Origin of the sequence: Alkaliphilus sp. B6464, assembly GCF_018141165.1 — a bacterium.
Classification (GTDB): domain Bacteria; phylum Bacillota; class Clostridia; order Peptostreptococcales; family Natronincolaceae; genus Alkaliphilus_B.
This window is the reverse complement of the sequence record NZ_CP058557.1, coordinates 2,374,765-2,398,591: the sequence shown is the minus strand read 5'-3', so window position 1 is coordinate 2,398,591 and position 23,827 is coordinate 2,374,765. Positions and strand designations below refer to the sequence as shown.

Below are 23,827 nucleotides of genomic sequence, written 5' to 3'. Positions count from 1 at the left end.
AATTAATTGGAATAATAATTGCTATTTTAATTAATACAAAATCCTTTTTTCATCTATTCTTTTTGTAAATTTTTCGTTATCAAAATACTCAAGCAATGCAACAGCATACTTTCTACTAGTATTTAACATATCTCTAAATTCTGAAAGAGTAATGCTACTATTTTTGTTAATATAGTCTGCCAACTTTAATTTAGCATCTTCGTATGCCTTAACATGCAGTACAATTTCTTGGTTCAATTTAACTAAAGTATCCCCAAGTATAGCATCAAAAACCTGCTCGATATCTACTTTTTTAAATTGCATATTTTGTATAATATCCTCAAAACGTGGTGTTGAATAAGGTTCCCTTAGATATATTTCCTCAAGTTGAGCTTTGATTTTTTCATGAGTTGGCGTAAATATAATATTAAACTCATATAATGACATGAACTTTCCTTGAATTTTTATAACTTGATTTTTAACAAATGTATCAATTAAAGTATCTACAATTTTACTCTTTATTTTAGGAAATAGTTTACTTCTAACTTCTTCTTTTAACATACCTGGCTTAAGAGGATTATTATTATGATAGGATTTAAGTATAGATGTTAACTCTTCTTTGACCTTTTCATAATATTTTGTATGAATAACATTATCATTTCCTAGCATAAATACTTTATTTTCGTTAATTAAGTTGGATAGTATTTCTTTTACGTTATTTACTTGCTGGGATGTTAACTTGGCTATAAGTGCCAGGTCTGGAAACTCACTGCTATGGATATCTATTTGTTTTTCCACAATTTCCTGAGGGCTTCCCTCTTCCCTTATAGCTAGATCTTTTAGCACATCCTCATCGAACCTCTTATGTTTTTTAGGATTAGCATCTATTACTACTGCTCCACCTAAGGTCTCCATAGGAGAATAATATCTAATAACTAAATGATCTCCTTTTTTTACAGTAGTTGGTTCTTCTAACCTAAATTGAACGTAAATATTTTCCTCTACACTTGCTTCTTCCTGGTTCAGCAATGTAACTCTAGCAAGAATTTCAGAAGCGCCGTGATATATTCTTATCCGATCACGGTTTTTAATGGGTTTTGATAGGTCTTTTAATAGGCTTAGCTTCGCATCTATCATCATGGTAGGTTCCATTGAATTTATTTGAGCCAATATTTGACCTCTTTCAATATCTTCTTTCTTAGTATTAGCTAAATTAATAGCTACTCTCTGTCCAGCATAAGCAATATCAACGGATTTTCCATGAACCTGTATGTTTCGTATGCGAACCTTGATCTTATCCGGTAAAATTTCCAATGTATCTTCAACTGAAATTTTCCCTTCCATTAATGTTCCAGTTACTACAGTACCAAAACCAGTAATGGTAAATATTCTATCTATAGGCATTCTAACGGGTGCGTTAATATCCCTACTTTCCGTTTCATCTGTTAGTACATCGATTTTCTTAACCAAATCATCAATGCCTACTCCTTTAACAGAATCTACGGCTATCATTTCCGCATTCTCTAAAAAGGTCCCTTTAACCTTTTCTTTAATATCTTCTTTAATTAATTCTAGCCATTCATCATCAACTAAGGTTGATTTTGTAATTACAATTATTCCTTTTTTAATTTTAAGTAGGGATAGAATATCTAGATGCTCTTTAGTTTGGGGCATTACACCTTCATCTGCAGCAACAACTAACATAACAATATCCATGCCTCCAACTCCAGTGAGCATATTTCGAATAAACTTTTCGTGTCCGGGTACATCAATAATACCTGCCCTTTTCCCACTAGGTAAGTCAAAATATGTAAAACCTAATTCTATAGATATGCCTCTCTTTTTCTCTTCATTTAAACGATCTGTTTCATGGCCTGTTAATGCTCTTATTAAAGTAGTTTTTCCATGATCAATATGTCCTGAAGTTCCAATTACAACATTTTTCATCTATGTCCAAAGCCCCCTATTTCATAACTTCCACTAATGCTTGTACTATTGCCTCATATTGTTCTTGTTTTATTGTACGTAAATCAATTATTACTCTATCATCTTGTACTCTTGTAAAAATAGGTCTGCTATATTTTCTAAGTCTGTTTTCTAACTGCGACACTGAAATGCTTTTAGATTTAAGTGTCAATGTACATGTTGGTAGTTTCTCTATAGGCAAAGAACCTCCCCCAACCTCTGAATAATCATCACTAATATTAACTTCCAGATCTAATCCTTTAGATGAAATCATTTCATATAATATGTTAGTCCTTTCTTTAATAGAATCAAGTGATTCTGTTAGCATTCTTAAAGTAGGTATATTTTTTATAGCATTTTCTTCATCTAAGTAAAGCTTTAAAGTTGCCTCTAATGCTGCCATAGTCAATTTATCAATTCTAAATGCCCTAGTTAATGGGTTTTTCTTCATTTTATCAATAAAACATTTCTTACCTACAATTATACCTGCCTGTGGACCTCCTAATAATTTATCTCCACTAAAAGTAACTATATCGGCACCAGCAGCAACACTTTCTTGAACGGTAGGTTCATGAGTTAGACCATATTTTTGCAAATCTACTAATACACCACTACCTAGGTCTTCAATTATAGGTACATTATTTTCTTTGCCCAAATCTACTAAATCTTTAACATTTACGCTATCTGTAAACCCTAGTATTTTATAATTGCTAGTATGTACTTTTAAAAATGCGGCGGTATTTTCACCTATAGCATTTTCATAATCCCATAAATGTGTTTTATTGGTTGTCCCAATATCTACAAGTTTAGCACCACTTTGCTCCATTACATCTGGAACTCTAAAGGATCCTCCTATCTCAACCAATTCTCCTCTTGATACAATTACTTCTTTGTTTTTAGCCATTGTACCAAGTACAAGCATGACCGCTGCTGCGTTATTATTAACAACTAGGGCATCTTCTGCCCCAGTTAAAAATCTTATAATTTCAGTAACATGACTATAACGACTTCCTCTTTTTCCTGTTGAAACATCTATCTCTAGTGTAGAATATCCAGAAGCTACATCCCATATTTCATCTTTAATAGTATTGCTTAAAAGAGATCTTCCTAAGTTAGTATGCAATACGGTTCCTGTGCCATTTATGACCTCTCTTAAGTTCATTCTCATAAATTTATGACTATTACTAATTATATTATAAATAATTTCTTCTATATCTATTTTAAAAGTGTTTAGTGATGTTTCATCTATTTGTAATATTTTTTTTCTATAATTTTCTATGCTACTACGTATTTCATTTACAACTACTCTACGAGGAACCTCCTGCACTAAAGTTAAAATCTCTTTATGATTTAATAGCTCGTCCACTGAAGGTAGTGTGCTAAGTATTTTCCCTTTACTCATAACTAATTCACTCCTAAAATGATAAATTTATGATTTTTTACTTCTATCATGTTCTTTCTATAAGATATATAGATATATAGATTATAACATATTTTACATACTAGTATACTATTTTAAAGATCAAGATAGAGTATGCACCGATATTTAATACATAATAACATATTATTAAGTAACAATTAAGTAATAAAAAAGCAATTTTATAATAATGATTATAATTTTTGTAAAAATCTATTTTAATTTTCTTATTATTGTGATAATATATACCTAATTAAAAATGTACTGGCAATTTTGCAATAGTTTCCTATGTGGTTATTGTTATTTTTTTATCAACTTCATTGAAATATGCGAATTGAGGAGGCGTGTTTATTTTTAGAATATTCAATTAATTGGTTGAATATTTAATTAATTATGTATTTATTTTTTTATTATTAATTGATATTATCTCTTAAATTTAATACTCAACAATATTTCATAAGAAACTATTCAATAATTATTTTACATTTTTAATAATTAATCTAAATACTTTAGAGGGGGATTGTGTATGTTTGCATTTTTAAGCACAATAAAGCAAATCAACGATTTTCTTAATGAACTAGTTTGGGGTCCTTATATGCTAGTATTATTAGTAGGAACAGGTATTTTCTTTACATTTAAAACTAATTTTTTCCAAGTTAGAAAATTTATCTATGCTATGCAAGAAACTCTAATGAAAATTTTTGTTAAATCAGAAGGTGGCGAAGATGGAGATATTACTCCTTTTCAAGCTGTATCAACGGCTTTAGCTGCTACAGTTGGAACAGGTAATATTGCTGGAGTTGCTACAGCTATTGCCCTTGGTGGACCTGGTGCTGTATTTTGGATGTGGATTTCCGCATTCTTCGGTATGATGACAAAGTTTTCTGAAGTAGTATTAGCTGTACAATATCGTGAAAAAAATGCTGATGGTAGTTGGTCAGGAGGTCCAATGTACTATATTAGAAACGGACTTAATTTAAAATGGTTAGCTACATTATTCGCAATACTAGGAGCTTTTGCTGCATTTGGTATTGGTAATATGGTTCAATCTAACTCCGTTGCTGAGGCGATTAATGCTACTTTTAATATTCCTCACTATGTTACAGGTATTGTATTAGCAGTAGGTGCTGCACTTGTTATACTTGGTGGAATAAGCCGTATTGCTTCCGTTACTGAAAAATTAGTACCTCTAATGGCTTTGTTCTATATAGTTGGTGGTGTATTAATTCTTATATTCAATGCAAGTGGTATTCCAGGTGCTTTTGCAGAAATCTTCAGCCATGCATTTTCAGCTAGAGCTGCTACTGGTGGTTTTGCAGGTGCAGCAGTTATGATGGCTATGAGATATGGGATTGCTCGTGGAGTGTTTACTAATGAAGCCGGTCTTGGTTCTGCTCCAATCGCCCATGCTGCTGCAAAAACTGACCATCCTGTACGTCAAGGTCTATGGGGAATCTTTGAAGTGTTTGTTGATACAATCCTTATTTGTACTGTAACTGCTTTAGCTATATTATCTACTGGCGTATGGCTACCAGCAAATACTGGTGGAGAACAATTAACAGGTGCCGCATTAACAACTGCAGCATTTAACAAAGGTCTTCCTGGACCTGGTGGAATTATAGTAGCAATTGGTATTTTACTATTTGCTTTCTCTACTATTTTAGGTTGGGCATACTACGGAGAAAAATGTGCCGAGTATTTATTTGGACCAAAGGTTAAGAAGTTCTATAGAATACTTTGGATACCACTAGTATTCGTTGGAACTGTTGCTAACTTAGACCTTATTTGGAAAATAGCTGATACCATGAACGGATTAATGGCAATTCCTAACTTAATAGGTCTATTAGGATTAAGTGGAGTAGTGTTTAAGTTAACAAAAGAGTTCTTTGCTGATAAATCACTTGCAAAATCTCCTAATAAATAATATTATATCTAATAAAAAACGGGTATACATTAATATAAAATGTACCCGCTTTTTTATTATTTTTATTTACTTTAAATAAATAGCATATTCGCTCTTTGAAATAACTCTTCCGACAACAGAAAAGTTAATATCTGTATTTATAGATAAACTTTCAAGGGCCTTTTCTACATCGGCTTCATGTACTGCTACCAATAATCCTCCAGATGTTTGGGGATCATATAGTAAATCTTCCATCACATCTTCTATATTTTCTACTATTCTTACATCTTTTTCAATATGCTTTTTGTTAGAATACATACCAGCCGGTATAATACCCATACTGGCAAGATCTTTTGCTCCTTTTAATATAGGAATCTTATCTGAGTAAATCTCTAAGGATACTCCACTCCCCTTTGCCATCTCGTAAGCATGTCCAAGAAAACCAAATCCTGTAATATCTGTACAGGAAGAAATATTTACATGTTCAATTGCCTCAAAAGCATATTTGTTCAATGTAACCATAGCTTTTACAGCTATATCATATTGCTCTTTAGAAGCAATATCTGCTTTTATAGCTGTATTTAGTACTCCTAAACCAATGGGCTTTGTAAGTATTAAATAATCTCCCACTCGAGCCGTACTGTTAGCTAATACTTTTTTAGGATGAACAACTCCAGTAACAGAAAGCCCATATTTAGGCTCATTATCCTCAACAGTGTGGCCTCCAACTAATAATGCCCCAGCTTCTACTATTTTATCTGCCCCACCTTTCAGTACCTCTTGTAGGACTTTAGGGTCTAAGCAGCTTGGAAAACATACAATATTCATTGCCATAAGTGGTTTTCCTCCCATAGCATATACATCGCTTAATGAGTTGGCTGCTGCTATTTGTCCATATGTATATGGATCATCTACAACTGGTGTAAAAAAGTCCAGAGTTTGAATTAGAGCTGTGTCTTCATTAAGTTCATATACAGCTGCGTCATCAGAAGTATCTAGGCTTACAATTAGCTTTTTATCTTCTACTTTTGGTAAATTGCACAGAACCTGCGCAAGGACATCTGGTCCTATTTTAGCCGCTCAGCCTGAGCTTGCAGTCATTTGTGTAAGTCTTTGAGGGTTTGTCATCCTAATCCTCCTTATTAATATACCTATCATAATCGCTAAACTACATAATATAATAAATCATATATATTATACATCATTTATTGTTATACTTAAACCTGTTATCATTTTACAGTTACCTTATCCTTTATTTCGCTAAATTTTTTATCGCCTATTCCACTTACGTTTTTCAATTCTTCTACAGATTTAAAATCTCCTTTTTCACTTCTGTATTCTACTATTCTGTTAGCTAATACTTCTCCTATACCTGGTAGACTATTTAATTCTGCCATACTAGCATTGTTAATATTTATAAGACTTTCATTTTTATTAATATTAGTCGTTATAGGTGCATTAGTTATATTTGGAATTTCTACATTTTCATCACCTTCACTAGGGATATATATATATTCTTCATCCACTATTTTTTTAGCTAAATTAATTTTTTTCCGATTTGCTGTTTCTAATAATCCTCCAGCTGCTTCAATAACATCAAAAACCCTCGTGTCTTTATCTAATTCATATACGCCAGGGCTGACAACCTCACCTTCTATATGTACTACTATCTTCTCACTATTGATCTCATCTCTATTGCTACTACTATCTTTACCACTTTCTGTACTACTCTCATGTAAAATATCTTTTTTTTCCTCACGGCTTAGTACGTAGACTTTTTGCTGCTTTATATAGTTAGAAATTGAGAAACCTAACACTATAACTATAATTGCAATAACTATTATTAGATTTTGCTTTTTACCTAAATTCATATAATCCCTCTTTTCAATAATTTAATTATTATATTGTCAGAAAATAAGAGTTTAGTTATTATATTTCTATCTATTTACAACTTTCCCTTTTATTAATAATAATTTTTCCTTAATTTTCTTTATAATTTCTGGTATACTATATTAGATAATCAGTTTTATTATATGAAGGGTAGGGGGACTATGAAATATAAGTGGAGATACTTATTAATTTTTACTTTAGTAGCTTTTATTGTTACATCTATATCAAATATTACTTTTGCTCAAGAAGCTCCTGCTATTACTGCTCCGAATGGGGTACTAATAGACTACGAAACAGGAAAGATTTTGTTCGATAAAAATGCTCATCAGCAAGCTTATCCAGCAAGTACTACTAAGGTAATGACAGCCGTTTTAGTATTAGAGAATGCCAACTTAGATGATAGGGTTACTATTGATTACGATCTTTATGTAGATGGTTCTAGCATGTATCTTCTAAGGGGAGAATCATTTACAGTTAAAGAACTTTTGCATGCCCTATTGATTCGTTCTGCCAACGACACTGCGGAGGCACTAGCTATTCATGTAGCTGGCTCTGTAGAAAAGTTTGTCGAGATGATGAATCAACGTGCCAAAGAACTTGGTGCCTTAAATACTAATTTCTCCAATCCACACGGTTTACCAGATACGAGCCACGTGACCACAGCTTATGACTTAGCAATGATTGCAAAGCATGCTATGAGTTTTGACCTTTTTAGAGAAATTGTAAATACTCCTATGCTAACATTTGAGCCGACAGAACAAACACCAGAAACTAGATATTATCGCAATACAAATAAGTTTTTATGGGGTACCGGTGCTGGAAATCAAATGCTTTACAATGGAAAGTACATAAATATTAAATATGATATTATCGATGGAATTAAAACAGGGTATACAGGTGCAGCTAAGCAATGTCTTATAAGCTCTGGAGTTAAAGAAGATCATCGTGTAATTTCCGTTATACTTGGAGCAGAAGGTGTAGATGTCTATAGTGATTCTAGAACTTTAATTGACTATGGGCATACAAACTTTAAGTTAGTATCACTAACAGGAAACAATTCTGACCAACTTAAAGTTCCTGTAAAAAATGGTAAAGATAACTATGTTAACATTGCCATTGCAAATGATAAACTTTCTATAATACCAAATAATACAAACTTAAGTAATATTACAGAAAGTATTTCAATAAATGAAGATATTAAAGCACCGATTACTCAAGGTAAAGTGCTAGGAAAACTCAGCTACTCTTTAGACAACGAAGTTATAGGCGAAATAGATTTGATTGCTAAAGAGTCCATAGAAGAACAACCTATATTACTTAGACTTTTAAAACCTTCCAAGTTTTTTGTTATATTTATTAGTGCATTTGTTTTATGGCAAATATTTATTGCATATTTGCGAATTAAAAAAAGAAATAGAAAAAGATTTTCATATAAGAAAAGATCTCCTATATATAGCTTTAATAAAAATATATTTAAATAAAACACCAAGGTATGTAGTTTTCATACCTTGGTGTTTATTACTATTCTCCTAATACCTGTTTTTGTATTTTTCTACCAGTTGGTGTGTCAGCTAAACCTCCTAAAGCCGTCTCCCTTAATTCAAAAGGAATAGACCTACCTACTTTGTACATAGTATCAACAACTTCATCAAAAGGAATAATACTAGATACTCCAGACAATGCTATTTCTGCACATATTAGAGCATTAGCTGCGCCCATTGCATTTCTCGTCTGACAAGGCACTTCTACAAGTCCTGCTATTGGATCGCAAACTAGCCCTAAAATATTTTTAATGCACATAGATGCAGCGGACAAGCTTGCCTCTGGAGTTCCACCCATAAGCTCTACAACTGCTCCAGCTGCCATACCAGCTGCTGACCCAGTTTCAGCCTGACAACCACCTTCAGCACCAGCCACTGTGGCATTTTTGGTTATTATCATTCCGATGGCACTTGCTGTAATAAGTGCATTAATTATATCTTCGTCTTCTAAACCAAATTCCTCCTGCATAGTAATTAAGGTTCCTGGTATTATACCACATGATCCCGCTGTAGGAGCAGCCACAATTCTTCCCATTGCTGCATTTACCTCAAGTACTGCCATAGCACTACTAATAGCCTTTGACATAACTAATCCACATACAGGTTTATGAGTATCTCTTCTTTTTTTAATCTTTTTACCTTCTCCACCTATTAATCCACTTAGAGACTTTACTTCTTCATTAAGTCCACTATTAACTGCTGATTTCATTATTTCTAGACTTTCTCTCATTTTGTCACGAATTTCTTCTTCACTTAACCCTGATAATTCTACTTCCTTAGCTAGCATCACTTCATAAATCTTCTTATTATGTTTATTACATAGATCCAGTAACTCTTTTCCATTTGTAAAGTTCATTCAGTTTCACCTATCCTTATTCTATTTTATATTCACTAAATAAGCCTGTGGAACTTCTGGTATTGTTTTTTTAATGTAAGAAACTATTTCAGGACTGATCTCATTGTCGGTTTCTATAATCATAAATGCGTTTTGCCCTTTACTATAACGATATACCCTCATAAAAGCAATATTAATATCATAAAGTGCTAAAACTGCAGTAACCTTTGCTATAACCCCCGGTTTGTCTACATGAGAAATAATCAATGTATCATATTCTCCAGTAAATTCTATTTCCAAACCATTAATTTCTGTTACTACAATATTTCCTCCACCAATTGAAGATCCCATTAGCTCGATTATTTCGCCGTCATTTTTCTCAACAATAACTTTGACAGTATTAGAATGCACTTCTCCCAAATCTGCCTCCTGAAATATAAATTCTATCCCTTTTTCTCTAGCTAAGTCAAAGGAATACTTTATTCGCTCATCAACCGGATCAAAACCTAATATTCCTCCTACCAAGGCCTTATCAGTTCCATGTCCACGATAAGTTTTTGCAAAAGAACCATGTAATAGAAACGTTACCTTTTTAATATCTTCTCCTGCCATTTTATAGGCTGCCTTTCCTATTCTACATGCACCAGCAGTATGAGAACTAGAAGGTCCTATCATATTTGGTCCTACAACATCAAATATACTAAACTCTTTCATATCTTTCTCCCCTAACAAATATATAATATATTTCCTCTTTCATCCAAAATTATATCCACACAATTAAGTGGTCATACAATGTATGACCACTTTTGAATTTACTATTTAATTACAGCAATAGCTTCTATTTCTACACCTACATCTTTAGGTAATCTAGCAACCTCAACACATGCTCTAGCAGGTTTATTTTCAGTAAAATAGCTAGCATATACTTCATTGATATTAGCAAAATCATTCATATCTTTAATAAATACTGTAGTTTTTACTACATTATTGAGGGTAAGTCCAGCTTCTTCTAAAATTGCCTTTAAATTTTCAATTACTCTTGCTGTCTGCTCTTTAATTGTTCCAGGTACAATATCCATTGTATTTGGGTCTAGTGGCATTTGTCCAGAGATAAAAAGCAAATTATCCACTCTTACCCCTTGGGAATAAGGACCAATTGCAGCTGGTGCCTTATCAGTATTTATCATTTTCATCATTTGTATTCCTCCCTATTCATTTATTCTTATTTCATCAAGGTAATTATACACTGTATATCTAGATACACAGAGAATTTTAGCAACATAATCAATTGCTCCTTTAATTAAAAATGCACCTTGATCATTTAATTTTTTCACAACACTTACCTTTTCTTCCTTATTCATATAAACAACAGGTTTTCCTGTAGCCTCCAAGGTTTGTGCTACAATATTTGTAAGAACATCATTTATATTATTTGAAACAGTATCTTCTAGGCTTACCTCTGCATCTAAGTTAGTGTGTACTAATTCTTCTAATGCTTTTTGTGCAACTACAAACTGTGAAATATCAATATTAATGCATAAACAACCAATAATATTATTATTTCCATCCTTAATAAACATAGTAGATGATTTTAAAATATGCCCATTAGAGCTTTTATTACTATAATTTAAAATATTACTTACATTATCATCTTTAGTTAATGCCTTTATTCCTATATCTAGCATTGGACTACCTAGGGACCTACCAGTCACATGTCCATTATGTATTGCAACAATAGATTTTTTAGAACCATTTATCTCATGCAGAACTACTTCACAGTTCTTCCCAAAGGTTGCAGCTATACCATCAATTAGAGGAATAATACCTTTTAATATTGGATGTATTTCTTTTTCCATAATCTCCTCCATAACTATTTCTTCATATAGATTATCTAAGTTTCATCATGTGTTGAAATTTTCTTAAATCTCTGAAGATAATTTTTATTGAAATATTAATAACACTTTTATTGTATATTATATACTCTATTCTAATATTTAGACGATGTCAATATTTACTTCATTTGCATCTTTCCAAATTCCATCTAAATTATAAAACTCTCTATCTTCTTCATGAAAAATATGTATCACTATATCACCATAGTCTAATAATACCCATCTTCCTGATTCATAACCTTCTTTATGGGTTAATGTTAAACCTTCCTTTGATAATTTATCTTCAATCGCATCTACTATTGCCTTTACTTGTCTCGAAGATGATGCACTAGCTATAACAAAATAATCACATATTGATGTAATATTGCTAAGATCTAAAACTGTTGAATTTTCTCCTAATTTATCATCTATGCTACTCATAATTTTTAAAATAATACTCATTAGTTGTTTTTTCATTTAAATCCTCCTATATTACTATTACATAAAAAGTTTTGCTAAAACAGTTAAATACATTATATAACTGACTACCAATGATAGCCCTAATGCTCTTCCTATTTTTTTCGAAAATAAACCTCCAGCGACCAATATCAACATCACTAAAAGAGACATAGGCATATCTAGATACAATGTTTGTGGAATATTGTAAATTTTAGCTCCTAGCATAATATTTTGATAGCTAGTAACAATTCCTTTGCTCCCTATTTTAGAAGAAACCCCAAGTACCATTAACATGTTCAGAGTATTCGCCCCTAAAATATTACCTACAGAGATTCCCTGTTCTCCTTTTAACATTGAGCTAATAGCTGTAATGAGTTCAGGTAAAGAAGTACCAATAGCAATTAAAGTTAGACTGATAACCTGTTCTGGTATTTTTAAAAATCTTGCTATCTCCGAACCACTTTCTACTAATATTTTTGCACCTATAACAATTAATATAGCTCCAGCAACAAACTTAATTATGACTTTAAAAGCCTCATTCTTTTTTGTTATATTAGTTCTATTAGTTACAAATTGATTTTTCGACTCAATTTTGAGCTCTATTATATTAAATATGATATATATGGCTAATAAGATTAATAGTATACTACCTTCTTTTCTCGTAATTATTGTATCCTTTAATAGGAAAAGCAAAACTGCAGCACTAAATAACATGAAGCTTCCTTTTATAAAAAAACCTTTTCTTTCTATTTTAATAGGTGTTAAAACTGCCACTAATCCTAATATCAACCCTATATTGCATATTGTTGATCCAACGACATTTCCTATAGCAATATCGTAGTATTCATTATATGTAGCAATCGAAGAAACTAATAATTCCGGAAGAGTTGTTGCAACACTTACTATAGTAGCTCCTATTAACACATTAGGAATTCCGGTTGCCTTAGCTACCCATACCGCAGATTCTACAAACCAATCTCCCCCTTTAATTATAATTACCAAACTTACAATAAACATAAAAAAAACAATAATAATATTCATCGAAATGTTCCTCCCTAGCATTTTACATATCTATACATTCTAAAAAGCTTCTGTAATAATATATTTGCTAGATTGAAAGATATGACTCCCTTTTGTTTTAAAGGAAGCCATAGACGTGTATCATAACAATAACTATATTGTTTAATATTAAATATTTTCAATGAATATTTGAAACTCTTAACTATCTAGCTAAGTCTTTTCCTATAATAATTCGTATATTAGCTTCATCATTATCTTTCTCAATCAATGTATTAATACCAAGTTCAGATTTTATATTTTCGGCCTCTTTTTTATAAGCTTTTGCATATTCAATAAAAGATACATCAATTGTGTTTTTTTCGTAGTTATCAACTCTAGAAACATCAAATCCATATTCTTTAACTGTATCTGCATATTGTCCAGCAATACCAGTAACTCCACATCCATTTAAAACCTCCACTGTAGCTATAGAAGAACTGCTTTGCTCATCTGTTAAATAGGTATTTTTTAGTTCAATTATGTCCTCATCATTCACTACATAATAAGATGTTCCATTAATTGTTTTAGGAACTCCATGCAAAGTAACTTTATTTAAATTATCAACATTAATAGAAGAAGCCATAGCTCCTAAAGAAAGCATCTTACTTTTTGGTATATCAGTTTCAATATTCTTGTATGCAATATCTACAAGTTGAGGAATTTTTAAAATTGTTGTCGGTGAAATCACCTTATCTACTAATGCCTTTACAAATTGCTGCTGTGCCTCTATTCTGCCTAAATCTTGATTAACATATCCTTTTCTAAAACGCATGAAATGTACTGCCTGTTGACCATCTAGTACTTGTAAACCCTTTTTAATATCTATCTTTAATGGTGGATTATCGTATGGATCGCTATACTTCATATTAATTGGTACATCAATTTCAACACCACCCAAAGCATCTACAACCTCAATAACTGCATTGTAATTTATCCTCACATAATAATTAATGTTTATATTAAGAAATTGTTCCACAGTTTTTACTAACAGATCTGGCCCGCCATAGGCATGGGCATGATTTATTTTATCTGAATTTTTTCTGCCAGGAATTTGAACACGAGTATCTCTTGGGATTGAAATAATTGTAGGCTTTTCCTTATTAGGATCTATAGTAACAAGCATAATACTATCTGATCGGGATGTATCACTTTTTTGTTTATTTGAAGAATCTACTCCAAAAACAAGTATATTAGTTCTTTCCTTTTTACCTCTAAGTAACTGCAGTGGATTTCCCCATCCACCGTTATCACCATTAGTATTAAAAGGATTTGCACGATATATATTAATAAAGCTACCAATAAGTAGTACTATAGCAATAGTTATAACCATCGGTAAAATTTTCCGCTTTTGCTTTCTTCTTTTTCCCATAATTCACCTCTTCTATTTAACTTTGTATCAATAAAAGTCCTCTAATGCTATTTATTCCTATACAATAATGAATTTCTGGCTTCAACTGTATTGGTATGCAATAGACCTCCCATAGATAGAACGTAATTTATAGTATTATTTATAGCCTGTAAAACTGCGGCATCTAAGTTTTCCTCAGCAATCATTCTTAATTCTTCTACTCCTATATAATTCCTGCCTAACTCAATAAAATCCGCTAGGTAAATAATTTTCTCTAATTTACTCATTTTTTTTCTGCCAGTTGTATGATACTCTATTGCATTTAATATATTTTCATCGTAAATATTAAATTCGCATTTAGCAATATGTGCAGCGACTTTTCCATGAATTAATTGGTATGCATTAGCCATAATCTCATCAACTTCTAAATTATTTTGACGTATATATTCTTCCAATTGTTCCTTTGAAAAATCCTTAGCATAATCATGTAATAATGCTGCCATATATGCAGCTTCTTCATTTTCACCATATTTGTTTGCTAAATAAATAGCTGCATCTATTACGCCTAAAGTATGTGTGTATCTATGTGAAGATACATTCTGTCTTAATTTATGGTGAATTTCTTCAATTGTATGTACTTCCATTATCACACCTCGCTAATCAATATATAACCTATTTTTTAATATATACTTTTCTACGCTTTCAGGCAATAGATATTTTATGGAATTTCCTTCTTTTATTCTTCTCCTAATATCTGTTGATGAAATATCTAAAGTTGGTATTTCTATTTTAGTAATATTAGCCCCATATTCCTTAATAAATAGTTCAATCTTTTCATCTAATAGTTCACTGTTTAATACTTGCCTAGTCATAACAATAAACTTAGCTATACTTAGAAGCTCTTTATATTCCTTCCAGGACTCTATACCAATAAATGCATCAGTTCCTGTAATAAAATAAATATCTGTATTCTTTCCATAATACAGCTGTAGTTCTTTAATTGTATCAATCGTATAGGATGTTTTCTCTCTATTTATTTCTATAGATGAAATCTCGAATTTGGGATTACTTTTAGTTGCTAAATTTAACATATCAATACGATTATAGCTATCTGTTATTAACCTTTGTTGTTTATGCGGAGGTTTTCCAGTTGGTATAAATATGATCTTATTTAACTCAAGTCTATTTAAAGCTGTTTGAGCAATAAATAAATGACCAAAGTGAATCGGATCAAATGTTCCTCCCATTATTCCTATTTTATTTTTTTTTAAAACTGGGGGTTTAAAACTTGATTCTTTAATCAATTTATTACTCTCCCTATACTATTATTTAATTGGTTAAGAAAAAAGCCAGTGACAAGCACTAGCCTTTTGGTAACTCTATTTTAGGATTTTTGTGATTTTTACGATAAATAACAAACTTATTTCCAATTGCTTGCACAAACTCGGCCCTTACACTCTGTGCTACTTCATTAGCTGTATCCTTAGCATCTAGTAAGCTCGTTTCCAAAATAGTAACTTTCACAATCTCCCTTGCATCTAAAGCAAGATCTAGTTGTTCTAGAAAAGCATCTGTTAATCCAGATTTTCCTATTTGAGTAATAGGCTTGATTCCATTAGCCATACTCCTTAAATAACTTCTTTGTTTTCCTGTTAGCATCATTCTACTCCTTTATACTTCGACTTCTTGTTTTATTTTTCTGCGATGGACCTCGTACTCCTTATTACCTTTCTTCCATCCAGAACGAACTTTTTCAACTGCTTTAATATCAGTGCTAATTACAAAATCATTTTTAGCTAAACAAAAGTATGTTGTCATGCCTTGTTTACAATTTTCACAGTTTATACAGTTCATACTACCCTATAGACCCCCGTCTCTAATCAAAATACTCAAATTCAACACTATACATTTTTACTAAATCACCTTCAGAAACTCCTGCATCTTTTAATTTATCAATAACTCCCCTATTTCTTAATACTTTTTGGAAATAGCTTAAAGAGTCTATGTCGTCAAAATTAGTAGAGTTAACTAGTCTTTCAATAAACCTACCTTCTACAACATATACATCATCATCTTTAGTAACTGTAAAGTGATATTTATCCTCCATCTCTTGATACCTATATACTTTTTCTTCTTCTACAACTGTTTCTTCTTGTAATAACTCTAGTTCTTTTAATCTCTTAGAAACATAGTTTAAAAGCTCATCTAGACCTCGGCTAGTAGCCGCTGAAATAGGAAATACTTCTATACCACGTTCATTAAGAGTAGATTTTAATTTTTCAAAATTAATATCAGCACCTGGAATATCAGTCTTATTAGCTGCCACAACTTGTGGCTTTTCTGCAAGTTTTTCATTGTACAAATAAAGTTCTTGATTAATCTTTTCAAAATCTTCTAGTGGGTCTCTATCTTCTAAACCTGCTACATCAAGTACATGAATAAGAAGTTTTGTACGCTCAACATGCCTTAAAAATTCATGTCCCAATCCAGTACCTTCATGTGCGCCTTCTATTAATCCTGGAATATCAGCTAAAACAAAACTATCACCATATTTAGTTCTAACTACCCCAAGGTTAGGTGTAAGAGTTGTAAAATGGTAATTAGCTATTTTAGGCTTCGCGCTAGTTACTACAGATAAAAACGTGGACTTACCTACATTTGGAAACCCTACAAGTCCTACATCTGCTATTAACTTTAATTCCAATATTACTGTAAATTCTTGCCCACGCTCTCCTCCTATAGCAAACCTAGGCGCTTGTCTAACTGCTGTTTTAAAGTGGCTATTACCCTTCCCACCTTTTCCTCCTCTTGCTACAACTACTTCATCATTGTTTATAGTTAAATCTGCAATAACTTCTCCAGTTTTTTCTTCTCTAACAATGGTACCAGGCGGTACCATAAGTATTAGATCTTCTCCATCTTTACCATACATATTTTTATTCTTGCCGTCTTCACCATTGGTTGCAGTGTAGTGTTTCTGATATCTAAAGTCCATTAAGGTTCTCATGCCCTCATCAACTTTAAATATAATATCTCCACCTTTACCACCATCTCCACCTGCAGGACCACCTGCTGGAACATAGATTTCTCTTCTAAAGGCAACAGCACCATCTCCGCCTTTACCTGCCTTTAAATATATTTTAGCTTTATCAATAAACATATAATCACCCTTAATTATTGCTATAACATGTTTTTATAAAATACTATGATTATAGCAACATATAATTACACACACTTTTCACTATTTTACCATTTTATTATATCAGTATTAATACTGATGTCAACTACATTTAGTATAACCAGCTAGCAATTAAACAAAACACATAAATTTTCTTTTTACTGCTGGTATATACTATAATATAGATCAATAAAAAAACCGCCCTTGGCGGTTTTCTACTAGTTAGCAGCTACAGTATTTTCTCTTGGATAAATACTTACCTGTTTTTTATCTTTACCTTTTCTTTCGAACTTAACAACACCATCTACCATTGCAAAAAGAGTATCATCTGATCCTTTGCCTACATTAATACCAGGATGAATTTTTGTTCCTCTTTGTCTTACTAAAATATTACCAGCTGTAACGAACTGTCCATCTGCTCTTTTTACACCTAGTCTTTTTGCAATACTATCACGACCGTTTTTGGAGCTACCTACCCCTTTTTTACTCGCGAATAACTGAAGGTCTATTCTAAATAGCATGACTTACACCTCCTTGTCATGAATCTCAACATATTGTGGATAGCTTTCTCGGATATTATTTAATCCTAAAAGCATTGTATCAATTAAAAGCTTTGTCTCGTATAGCTCTTTTTCCATTAAATTCATTGGCAACTTACATTTTAGGTAACCATTTTCAATTTCATATTCAATAGCTACATGGGCTATTTCATGAAGTGCTAATACTGTAGTTTGACTTAATACAGAAACAGCTGCACAAACAATATCCTGACCTGGGTCAGCCGCATAGGCATGTCCTTGTACTATAAATTGCTCAATATTTTTTTTAGCATTACGATAAATAGAGATTGAAATCATAAATTATTATATCCTAAGCATTAATTTTTTCAATCACTAATTTTGTGTAAGGTTGACGATGACCTTGTTTTCTTCTATAGTCCTTCTTTGGCTTATATTTGAAAACGATGATCTTCTTACCTTTTCCTTGTTCAACAACCTTAGCTTCAACTTTAGCGCCATTAACTACTGGACTACCAACAGTTAATTTACCGTCTTTTGAAACTGCTAATACACTATCAATAGTAACTACATCACCTTGATTAGCCTCTAATTTTTCAACAAATAGTGTATCTCCTTCTTGAACTCTGTATTGTTTTCCACCTGTTTCAATAATTGCGTACATAAATTACACCTCCCTGACCCAAACTCGCCGAATACTAGGTACTAACGTTTAAAACCCGATTCGTGCGGCTACTTACAGATATATATATTATCATATTGTTATTGCAGTGTCAACTATTTAGCTGTCAATTTCATCTATTAGCTTATTTATAGTTTGAATGTTCCCCATGGCCTTTACTACTATGTCATTGTAGTGTAAAAATGGGTTAGAAAGTACAAATGATTTTAAATCAGTTTTGTTTTCTATTTCTTTTACTACTCCATCTTCCTGTTTGAAAATCTGTGAAACCGTTGGATGAACTTCAAATACAACAGCTTGAGAATTAGTGTGTACGCTAATTCTAGTCATTTCCTTTTCAAACTTATGTAATAATGTGTATTCATTTAATAATCTACCTGTTCCATCACAACATGGACATTTTTTTTGTAATAATGATTCTAGTCTTTGCCTAACCTTTTTTCTTGTCATTTCGACTAATCCTAATTCTGTCATTCCTAAAACCTTACTTTTAGTCCGATCTTTATTTAAAGCTTTTTCTAGGGCATCCAATACCTTTTGATCATCTTCTTCATTTGTCATATCTATAAAGTCAATTATGATAATTCCACCTATATCCCGCAATCTTAATTGTTTAGCAATTTCAATAGCTGCCTCTAGATTAGTATTCAAAACTGTATCCTCTAAATCAATACTCCCTACATACTTACCTGTATTTACATCTATAACTGTAAGAGCTTCCGTGCTATCCAGCACAATATAACCACCACTTTTTAGCCATATTGTTCTATTTAATGACTTGTTAACCTGAGACTCTATCTTATAATATCCGAATATGTCAGTAGTTTCGTCGAAATAAGAAATTCTATCCTTCAAATGTGGCGATAATAGTTCAACTAGTTCCATAGCACTTTTATATTCATCAGGATCATTTATAATAAATTTATCTATATTCTTACTAAAGGTGTCACGGATCGTTTTATTTATCAAATCAAAATCCTTATATATCACTCTTGGAGCAAAACCTAATTTTTTTTCTTTCTCAATCTTCTGCCATAGTTTTAGTAAAAACTTTATATCTTCCTTAAAATCATCTTTGTTTTTTCCTTCAGCCACAGTTCTAACAATTATGCCCATATTATCTGGTTTCAATTCTTCAATTTCTTCCTTTAATCGGCTTCGTTCGTCTGAACAACTTATTTTTCTAGATACACCAACATATGTAGTATGTGGCATTAAAACTAGATATCTTCCAGGTAATGTTATATTTGTAGTTACTCTAGCACCTTTGCTAGCAATTGGCTCTTTAATTACCTGTACTATTATTTCTTGACCCTGCTTAACAACATCTTTTATCGATATGTCATTATATTGATCTTCATCCTTATTAAAAAATTCTTGGCCTAGAGCATCTTTAACATAAAGAAAACAATTTTTTTCTAATCCAATATCAACAAAGGCGGCTTGCATTCCTGGAAGAACATTAACCACTCTACCTTTATAAATATTGCCAACTATACGTTTATTATTTTGTCTTTCTATATATAGTTCAACTAGCTCTTCATCTTCCACTAGTGCTAGTCTATTCTCATTAATCCCAACATCAACTATAATTTGGTTCATATAATCAACTCCCTAATTTTACTCCATAATATCCACTTTATCCAAAGGAGTTATGTACTCTCCATTTTCCTCCTTAAATAGGTCTAATCTCTGAACCCTCGTTTTATCTTCTACTATTTCTAGATTAGTAATTTCTTTTAATTTACTAATAACTATATCTGGCTTAAGATTAGCTTCACTGCCAGCTGCTAAATGCATTTTTAGAATGACTTCATGGTTATCTATACAGAATAGTTCAACCTCTTTAATTAATGGTCTAATATTAACCTCTCTAAACTCTGGTTTTCTATTTTTATGGTGAGGTTTTTTCTTTTTTTCCTTTAGTTCTATTATTGATTCATAATGTAAAAATTCCTTTATATATCCTTCAATATTCTCTTTAAATAATATATCTTTTGTTTGTAATTTTACCAAGTAAGTAGAACTCGAAATAATAGACATTAATGATTGTTCTTTATTGCTAATTGCTAAACTTTTAATTATTTTTAATCCTTCTGGCAATACATTGTTTAACTTCTCTGTAAATGAATTAGAATCTAACTTTTCACTTAACTGTATGTCAATATATTCCCCCTCGCTAACTACTCCAACACCTAAGGCAGTAGCAAATGCCATAATAGGCCTAGGGTTAAATCCTTGTGTATAAGCAACAGGTATATTAGCCCTCCTAACTGCCCTCTCAAAAACTCTTACTAGGTCTAGATGCGAAATAAACACCATGTCTCCCTTTTTATAAAATCTAGATCGTATGGTTATCATTAGCATATTCCTCCTGTAAAAATTTGATTAACTCCACAGCCAGCACAACTTGTCCTACAATTAGCTGTCACCTTTTCATTTTTAGCATTTTCACTTTCTCTTATTAAAAATTGCTTGCTAACTCCTACATCAATATGATCCCATGGCAATATTTCGTCATATTCTCTACGTCTATTAGCATAAAAAGCTGGATCAATATTTGCCTTATCGAATATAGCCATCCACTTATCAAAATTAAAATGTTCTATCCAACCATCAAATTTACAACCTTCTTCTAATGCAATTTCAAGCACCTTTGAAAGTCGCCTATCTCCCTTAGCAAATACGGCTTCTAGTAAACTTGTTTTAGAATCGTGATAGTTAAATGTAATATTTTTATGCTTAAGCTCTGATACTAACAATTTCTGTTTTGCATATATTTCATCTAATGTAGATTGTGGTTCCCATTGGAAAGGTGTAAATGGTTTTGGTACAAAAGTAGAAGCACTTACTGTAACATTCAATCCTTTTCCCCTTTGTTCCTTCGGAGTTTTGTAATAAGCATCGACTACCTTAAAGGCCAGATCTTTAATTCCTATAATATCCGTATCTGTTTCGGTAGGCAAGCCAATCATAAAATATAATTTTACACTACTCCAACCAGAATTAAATGCATTTTCAGTAGCATTAATTAGGTCTTCTTCTGTTATTCCTTTATTAATAACATCTCGAAGCCTTTGACTTCCGGCTTCTGGTGCAAATGTTAGCCCAGTTTTTCTAACCTTTTGAATTTCTTCAATTAATTGAAGAGAAAAATTATCTAATCTTAAAGAAGGTAATGATATACCTATTTTTTTGCTGCCATATTCATCTATTAAATGTCTAACTAAATCTTCCAATTGTGAATAATCACTGGTACTTAAAGATGCTAGTGAAATTTCATCATATCCTGTGCTTGAAACAAGATTCTTTGTTATCTCCTGTAACCTATCAAAAGATTTTTCTCTTACAGGTCTATATATAATACCTGCTTGGCAAAAACGACAGCCCCTAATACATCCTCTAAAAACTTCCATCATGATTCTATCATGAACAATGTTTAAATATGGCACAATAATTTCCTCAGGATAAAATACATCATCTAAATTTTCAATTATTCTTTTGCGTATTATCTTTGGTATTCCCTCAAACTTTGGAATGACTCCATTAATAGTTCCATCCTCATTATAATTTACATCATAAAGTGAAGGAATATACACTCCTTCTATTAAAGCAGCTTGCTTTAAGAATTCAAGTCTATTATAATTACCCTTTTTCAATTTATTATACAGATCTGTAATCTCTAAAATTACTTCTTCTGCTTCTCCTAATACTGCTATATCAATAAAATCTGCTATTGGCTCACAATTGTACACACAAGGCCCACCTACAATTATAATAGGGTCTTCGTCTTTTCTATCTCCACTATAAATAGGGATGCCTGCTAGTTTTAACATATTTAATATGTTAGTATAGCTTAGTTCGTATTGCAGCGTAAATCCTACGAAATCAAAATTTCTAATAGGCTGTCTGCTCTCTAAGGCAAATAGAGGAATATTATTCTTATTCATTTCCTCCTCCATATCTATGGCTGGTGTAAAAACCCTTTCGCAGAAAATGCTTTCTTGTCTATTTAGTAAATTATATAAAATCTGCATTCCAAGGTGACTCATCCCTACCTCATAAACATCTGGAAAACAAAAAGCAAATCTAATCATATTTTCATCAACTATTTTATGTACACTATTTAACTCATTCCCTAAATACCTAGCCGGTTTTTCTACATTATATAATAAATCATCGATTTGTAACTTGTGCATTATTTTTCTCCCTTCAAAGTTCATCCTTGGTTTTTAAAACTCTTTTAGTTATATGATAACATAAACAATTAGAAAATATTTATTAACTTAGTCTTTGTTTATAAATATCTATTAGATATCCTAAAGTGATATTGTTATCCTGATTAATAATAGCATCTATAATCTCACTTTCTGATAAACTTCCTATAACTTTACCTTTTGTATTTATAACTGTTATAATATGGTATTTTTCAAGCGTAAATTCATCAAATATTTTTTTTATGTCGATAAATTCCATAGCTATTACATATTTAGCATCCATAATTCCTTCACTAAATAGGGATTTTTTTTTCAAAACAAGATTTTTAACAAAGATAAAATCAATCCTATTTTTCTCTTTTCTATTAGATACAAATATATAAATAGATAGCATATTAAAAAAAATATATTCTATATTATAAACCAATGTTAAATATATTCCAATCCCAAACAATAATATACAGACAATATAGCCTAACCTTACTACAATATACGTAGCCTTCTTAATCCCAACATAGTATCCGATAATTCCTCTTATAATCCTTCCACCATCTAATGGCAGTGTAGGAATAAGGTTAAATGTACCTATAGTTAAGTTAGCTACTAGGCAAAAATGTATTATATTATTCATTTCAATATTAAATATATTTACTATAAAAATTAAAGTAATACTGAGTATAAAATTAGATAGAGGTCCTGCTAGTGCAATAACAATTTCACGTTTGGAATCAGTCTCAATATCACCTCGAAATTTAGCCACTCCACCGAAAGCAAACAACTTCACCTCGGATACTTCTATATCATAGTAAATACATAAACAGCAATGAGCTAATTCGTGTATTAAAACAATTATAATTAATATTAGCAGTTCAATAAAATAATTAAAAAACATACTGAAAATCAGTATGAAAAAAATCAAATAACTAATTTTTATTTCTATATTAAATATTTTAAATAAATTCATT

General features: G+C 31.5%; 25 protein-coding genes. 2 read left to right on the top strand and 23 right to left on the bottom strand.

Translation table 11 applies throughout. The features are described from left to right. Positions 1-30: 30 nt before the first annotated feature. Positions 31-1,926, bottom strand: coding sequence for a selenocysteine-specific translation elongation factor (gene selB, locus HYG84_RS11965; protein WP_212377461.1), 1,896 nt, complete (start codon positions 1,924-1,926; stop codon positions 31-33). Between the two features lie 16 nt (positions 1,927-1,942). Then, positions 1,943-3,346 carry an L-seryl-tRNA(Sec) selenium transferase gene (selA, locus tag HYG84_RS11960; protein WP_212377458.1) on the bottom strand — a complete coding sequence of 468 codons (1,404 nt, stop codon included), beginning with the start codon at positions 3,344-3,346 and terminating at the stop codon, positions 1,943-1,945. A gap of 541 nt (positions 3,347-3,887) precedes the next feature. On the opposite strand from selA, the gene HYG84_RS11955 reads away from it, so the two are divergent. Further along, positions 3,888-5,285: an alanine/glycine:cation symporter family protein gene (locus HYG84_RS11955; protein WP_212377455.1), complete on the top strand. Its 1,398-nt coding sequence runs from the start codon at positions 3,888-3,890 to the stop codon at positions 5,283-5,285. A 66-nt stretch (positions 5,286-5,351) separates the two neighbouring features. On the opposite strand, the gene selD is transcribed toward HYG84_RS11955, so the two are convergent. Then, on the bottom strand, positions 5,352-6,392 hold the full coding sequence (gene selD, locus HYG84_RS11950) for a selenide, water dikinase SelD (RefSeq protein ID WP_212377452.1): 1,041 nt from the start codon (positions 6,390-6,392) through the stop codon (positions 5,352-5,354). Between the two features lie 101 nt (positions 6,393-6,493). Next, positions 6,494-7,135 carry a helix-hairpin-helix domain-containing protein gene (locus HYG84_RS11945; RefSeq protein ID WP_212377451.1) on the bottom strand — a complete coding sequence of 214 codons (642 nt, stop codon included), beginning with the start codon at positions 7,133-7,135 and terminating at the stop codon, positions 6,494-6,496. Between the two features lie 180 nt (positions 7,136-7,315). Here HYG84_RS11945 and HYG84_RS11940 point away from each other — a divergent pair, with 180 nt between their 5' ends. After that, complete coding sequence (locus HYG84_RS11940) at positions 7,316-8,635, top strand: D-alanyl-D-alanine carboxypeptidase family protein (protein ID WP_212377448.1); 1,320 nt, start codon at positions 7,316-7,318, stop codon at positions 8,633-8,635. Positions 8,636-8,675: 40 nt separating this feature from the next. On the opposite strand, the gene sdaAA is transcribed toward HYG84_RS11940, so the two are convergent. From sdaAA to HYG84_RS11845, 19 genes are all read right to left on the bottom strand, one after another. Continuing rightward, complete coding sequence (gene sdaAA / locus HYG84_RS11935; protein ID WP_212377446.1) at positions 8,676-9,551, bottom strand: L-serine ammonia-lyase, iron-sulfur-dependent, subunit alpha; 876 nt, start codon at positions 9,549-9,551, stop codon at positions 8,676-8,678. Positions 9,552-9,572: 21 nt separating this feature from the next. After that, a complete protein-coding gene (sdaAB, locus tag HYG84_RS11930) occupies positions 9,573-10,244 on the bottom strand; it encodes an L-serine ammonia-lyase, iron-sulfur-dependent subunit beta (RefSeq protein WP_212377444.1) in 672 nt (223 codons plus the stop codon). Positions 10,245-10,345: 101 nt separating this feature from the next. Beyond that, a complete protein-coding gene (locus HYG84_RS11925) occupies positions 10,346-10,723 on the bottom strand; it encodes a RidA family protein (RefSeq protein ID WP_334301098.1) in 378 nt (125 codons plus the stop codon). A gap of 15 nt (positions 10,724-10,738) precedes the next feature. After that, positions 10,739-11,386 carry a helix-turn-helix transcriptional regulator gene (locus tag HYG84_RS11920; protein ID WP_212377440.1) on the bottom strand — a complete coding sequence of 216 codons (648 nt, stop codon included), beginning with the start codon at positions 11,384-11,386 and terminating at the stop codon, positions 10,739-10,741. 138 nt (positions 11,387-11,524) lie between these two features. After that, complete coding sequence (gene rsfS, locus HYG84_RS11915) at positions 11,525-11,878, bottom strand: ribosome silencing factor (protein ID WP_212377438.1); 354 nt, start codon at positions 11,876-11,878, stop codon at positions 11,525-11,527. Positions 11,879-11,899: 21 nt separating this feature from the next. Then, positions 11,900-12,901, bottom strand: a complete 1,002-nt coding sequence (locus HYG84_RS11910; RefSeq protein WP_212377437.1) for a calcium/sodium antiporter — start codon at positions 12,899-12,901, stop codon at positions 11,900-11,902. Between the two features lie 181 nt (positions 12,902-13,082). Continuing rightward, positions 13,083-14,288: an LCP family protein gene (locus HYG84_RS11905; RefSeq protein WP_212377435.1), complete on the bottom strand. Its 1,206-nt coding sequence runs from the start codon at positions 14,286-14,288 to the stop codon at positions 13,083-13,085. A 47-nt stretch (positions 14,289-14,335) separates the two neighbouring features. Next, positions 14,336-14,911 (bottom strand): bis(5'-nucleosyl)-tetraphosphatase (symmetrical) YqeK, encoded by a 576-nt coding sequence (gene yqeK / locus HYG84_RS11900; protein ID WP_212377433.1) that lies wholly within the window; start codon positions 14,909-14,911, stop codon positions 14,336-14,338. A gap of 12 nt (positions 14,912-14,923) precedes the next feature. Continuing rightward, positions 14,924-15,571 (bottom strand): nicotinate-nucleotide adenylyltransferase, encoded by a 648-nt coding sequence (nadD, locus tag HYG84_RS11895; protein WP_249168607.1) that lies wholly within the window; start codon positions 15,569-15,571, stop codon positions 14,924-14,926. 58 nt (positions 15,572-15,629) lie between these two features. Beyond that, on the bottom strand, positions 15,630-15,926 hold the full coding sequence (locus HYG84_RS11890) for a YhbY family RNA-binding protein (RefSeq protein ID WP_212377431.1): 297 nt from the start codon (positions 15,924-15,926) through the stop codon (positions 15,630-15,632). Positions 15,927-15,938: 12 nt separating this feature from the next. Then, the gene (locus HYG84_RS11885; protein ID WP_249168606.1) at positions 15,939-16,085 is read right to left on the bottom strand and encodes a hypothetical protein; all 147 of its coding nucleotides are present in this window, start codon (positions 16,083-16,085) and stop codon (positions 15,939-15,941) included. A gap of 58 nt (positions 16,086-16,143) precedes the next feature. Continuing rightward, positions 16,144-17,427 carry a GTPase ObgE gene (obgE, locus tag HYG84_RS11880; protein WP_212377427.1) on the bottom strand — a complete coding sequence of 428 codons (1,284 nt, stop codon included), beginning with the start codon at positions 17,425-17,427 and terminating at the stop codon, positions 16,144-16,146. A gap of 236 nt (positions 17,428-17,663) precedes the next feature. After that, the gene (rpmA, locus tag HYG84_RS11875; RefSeq protein ID WP_212377425.1) at positions 17,664-17,966 is read right to left on the bottom strand and encodes a 50S ribosomal protein L27; all 303 of its coding nucleotides are present in this window, start codon (positions 17,964-17,966) and stop codon (positions 17,664-17,666) included. A gap of 3 nt (positions 17,967-17,969) precedes the next feature. Beyond that, entirely contained in the window at positions 17,970-18,302 is a 333-nt protein-coding gene (locus HYG84_RS11870) for a ribosomal-processing cysteine protease Prp (protein ID WP_212377422.1), read from the bottom strand. Between the two features lie 13 nt (positions 18,303-18,315). Further along, on the bottom strand, positions 18,316-18,627 hold the full coding sequence (gene rplU, locus HYG84_RS11865) for a 50S ribosomal protein L21 (RefSeq protein WP_212377420.1): 312 nt from the start codon (positions 18,625-18,627) through the stop codon (positions 18,316-18,318). 117 nt (positions 18,628-18,744) lie between these two features. Next, positions 18,745-20,247, bottom strand: a complete 1,503-nt coding sequence (locus HYG84_RS11860; protein ID WP_212377418.1) for an Rne/Rng family ribonuclease — start codon at positions 20,245-20,247, stop codon at positions 18,745-18,747. 18 nt (positions 20,248-20,265) lie between these two features. Next, positions 20,266-21,006, bottom strand: a complete 741-nt coding sequence (locus HYG84_RS11855) for a TIGR03936 family radical SAM-associated protein (protein ID WP_212377416.1) — start codon at positions 21,004-21,006, stop codon at positions 20,266-20,268. After that, a complete protein-coding gene (locus HYG84_RS11850) occupies positions 21,006-22,844 on the bottom strand; it encodes a TIGR03960 family B12-binding radical SAM protein (RefSeq protein WP_212377414.1) in 1,839 nt (612 codons plus the stop codon). Before HYG84_RS11850 ends, HYG84_RS11855 begins: the two co-directional genes overlap by 1 nt. An 82-nt stretch (positions 22,845-22,926) precedes the next feature. After that, complete coding sequence (locus HYG84_RS11845; RefSeq protein ID WP_212377411.1) at positions 22,927-23,826, bottom strand: site-2 protease family protein; 900 nt, start codon at positions 23,824-23,826, stop codon at positions 22,927-22,929. Position 23,827 lies beyond the last annotated feature (1 nt).

Excerpts from the sequence above, each read along its gene's own strand:
- selB (WP_212377461.1), bottom strand. The coding sequence starts at position 1,926 with ATGAAAAATGTTGTAATTGGAACTTCAGGACATATTGATCATGGAAAA.
- selA (WP_212377458.1), bottom strand. The coding sequence starts at position 3,346 with ATGAGTAAAGGGAAAATACTTAGCACACTACCTTCAGTGGACGAGCTA.
- HYG84_RS11955 (WP_212377455.1), top strand. The coding sequence starts at position 3,888 with ATGTTTGCATTTTTAAGCACAATAAAGCAAATCAACGATTTTCTTAAT.
- HYG84_RS11945 (WP_212377451.1), bottom strand. The coding sequence starts at position 7,135 with ATGAATTTAGGTAAAAAGCAAAATCTAATAATAGTTATTGCAATTATA.
- HYG84_RS11940 (WP_212377448.1), top strand. The coding sequence starts at position 7,316 with ATGAAATATAAGTGGAGATACTTATTAATTTTTACTTTAGTAGCTTTT.
- sdaAA (WP_212377446.1), bottom strand. The coding sequence starts at position 9,551 with ATGAACTTTACAAATGGAAAAGAGTTACTGGATCTATGTAATAAACAT.
- sdaAB (WP_212377444.1), bottom strand. The coding sequence starts at position 10,244 with ATGAAAGAGTTTAGTATATTTGATGTTGTAGGACCAAATATGATAGGA.
- HYG84_RS11925 (WP_334301098.1), bottom strand. The coding sequence starts at position 10,723 with ATGAAAATGATAAATACTGATAAGGCACCAGCTGCAATTGGTCCTTAT.
- HYG84_RS11920 (WP_212377440.1), bottom strand. The coding sequence starts at position 11,386 with ATGGAAAAAGAAATACATCCAATATTAAAAGGTATTATTCCTCTAATT.
- rsfS (WP_212377438.1), bottom strand. The coding sequence starts at position 11,878 with ATGAAAAAACAACTAATGAGTATTATTTTAAAAATTATGAGTAGCATA.
- HYG84_RS11910 (WP_212377437.1), bottom strand. The coding sequence starts at position 12,901 with ATGAATATTATTATTGTTTTTTTTATGTTTATTGTAAGTTTGGTAATT.
- HYG84_RS11905 (WP_212377435.1), bottom strand. The coding sequence starts at position 14,288 with ATGGGAAAAAGAAGAAAGCAAAAGCGGAAAATTTTACCGATGGTTATA.
- yqeK (WP_212377433.1), bottom strand. The coding sequence starts at position 14,911 with ATGGAAGTACATACAATTGAAGAAATTCACCATAAATTAAGACAGAAT.
- HYG84_RS11890 (WP_212377431.1), bottom strand. The coding sequence starts at position 15,926 with ATGCTAACAGGAAAACAAAGAAGTTATTTAAGGAGTATGGCTAATGGA.
- HYG84_RS11885 (WP_249168606.1), bottom strand. The coding sequence starts at position 16,085 with ATGACAACATACTTTTGTTTAGCTAAAAATGATTTTGTAATTAGCACT.
- obgE (WP_212377427.1), bottom strand. The coding sequence starts at position 17,427 with ATGTTTATTGATAAAGCTAAAATATATTTAAAGGCAGGTAAAGGCGGA.
- rpmA (WP_212377425.1), bottom strand. The coding sequence starts at position 17,966 with ATGCTATTTAGAATAGACCTTCAGTTATTCGCGAGTAAAAAAGGGGTA.
- HYG84_RS11870 (WP_212377422.1), bottom strand. The coding sequence starts at position 18,302 with ATGATTTCAATCTCTATTTATCGTAATGCTAAAAAAAATATTGAGCAA.
- rplU (WP_212377420.1), bottom strand. The coding sequence starts at position 18,627 with ATGTACGCAATTATTGAAACAGGTGGAAAACAATACAGAGTTCAAGAA.
- HYG84_RS11860 (WP_212377418.1), bottom strand. The coding sequence starts at position 20,247 with ATGAACCAAATTATAGTTGATGTTGGGATTAATGAGAATAGACTAGCA.
- HYG84_RS11855 (WP_212377416.1), bottom strand. The coding sequence starts at position 21,006 with ATGATAACCATACGATCTAGATTTTATAAAAAGGGAGACATGGTGTTT.
- HYG84_RS11850 (WP_212377414.1), bottom strand. The coding sequence starts at position 22,844 with ATGCACAAGTTACAAATCGATGATTTATTATATAATGTAGAAAAACCG.
- HYG84_RS11845 (WP_212377411.1), bottom strand. The coding sequence starts at position 23,826 with ATGAATTTATTTAAAATATTTAATATAGAAATAAAAATTAGTTATTTG.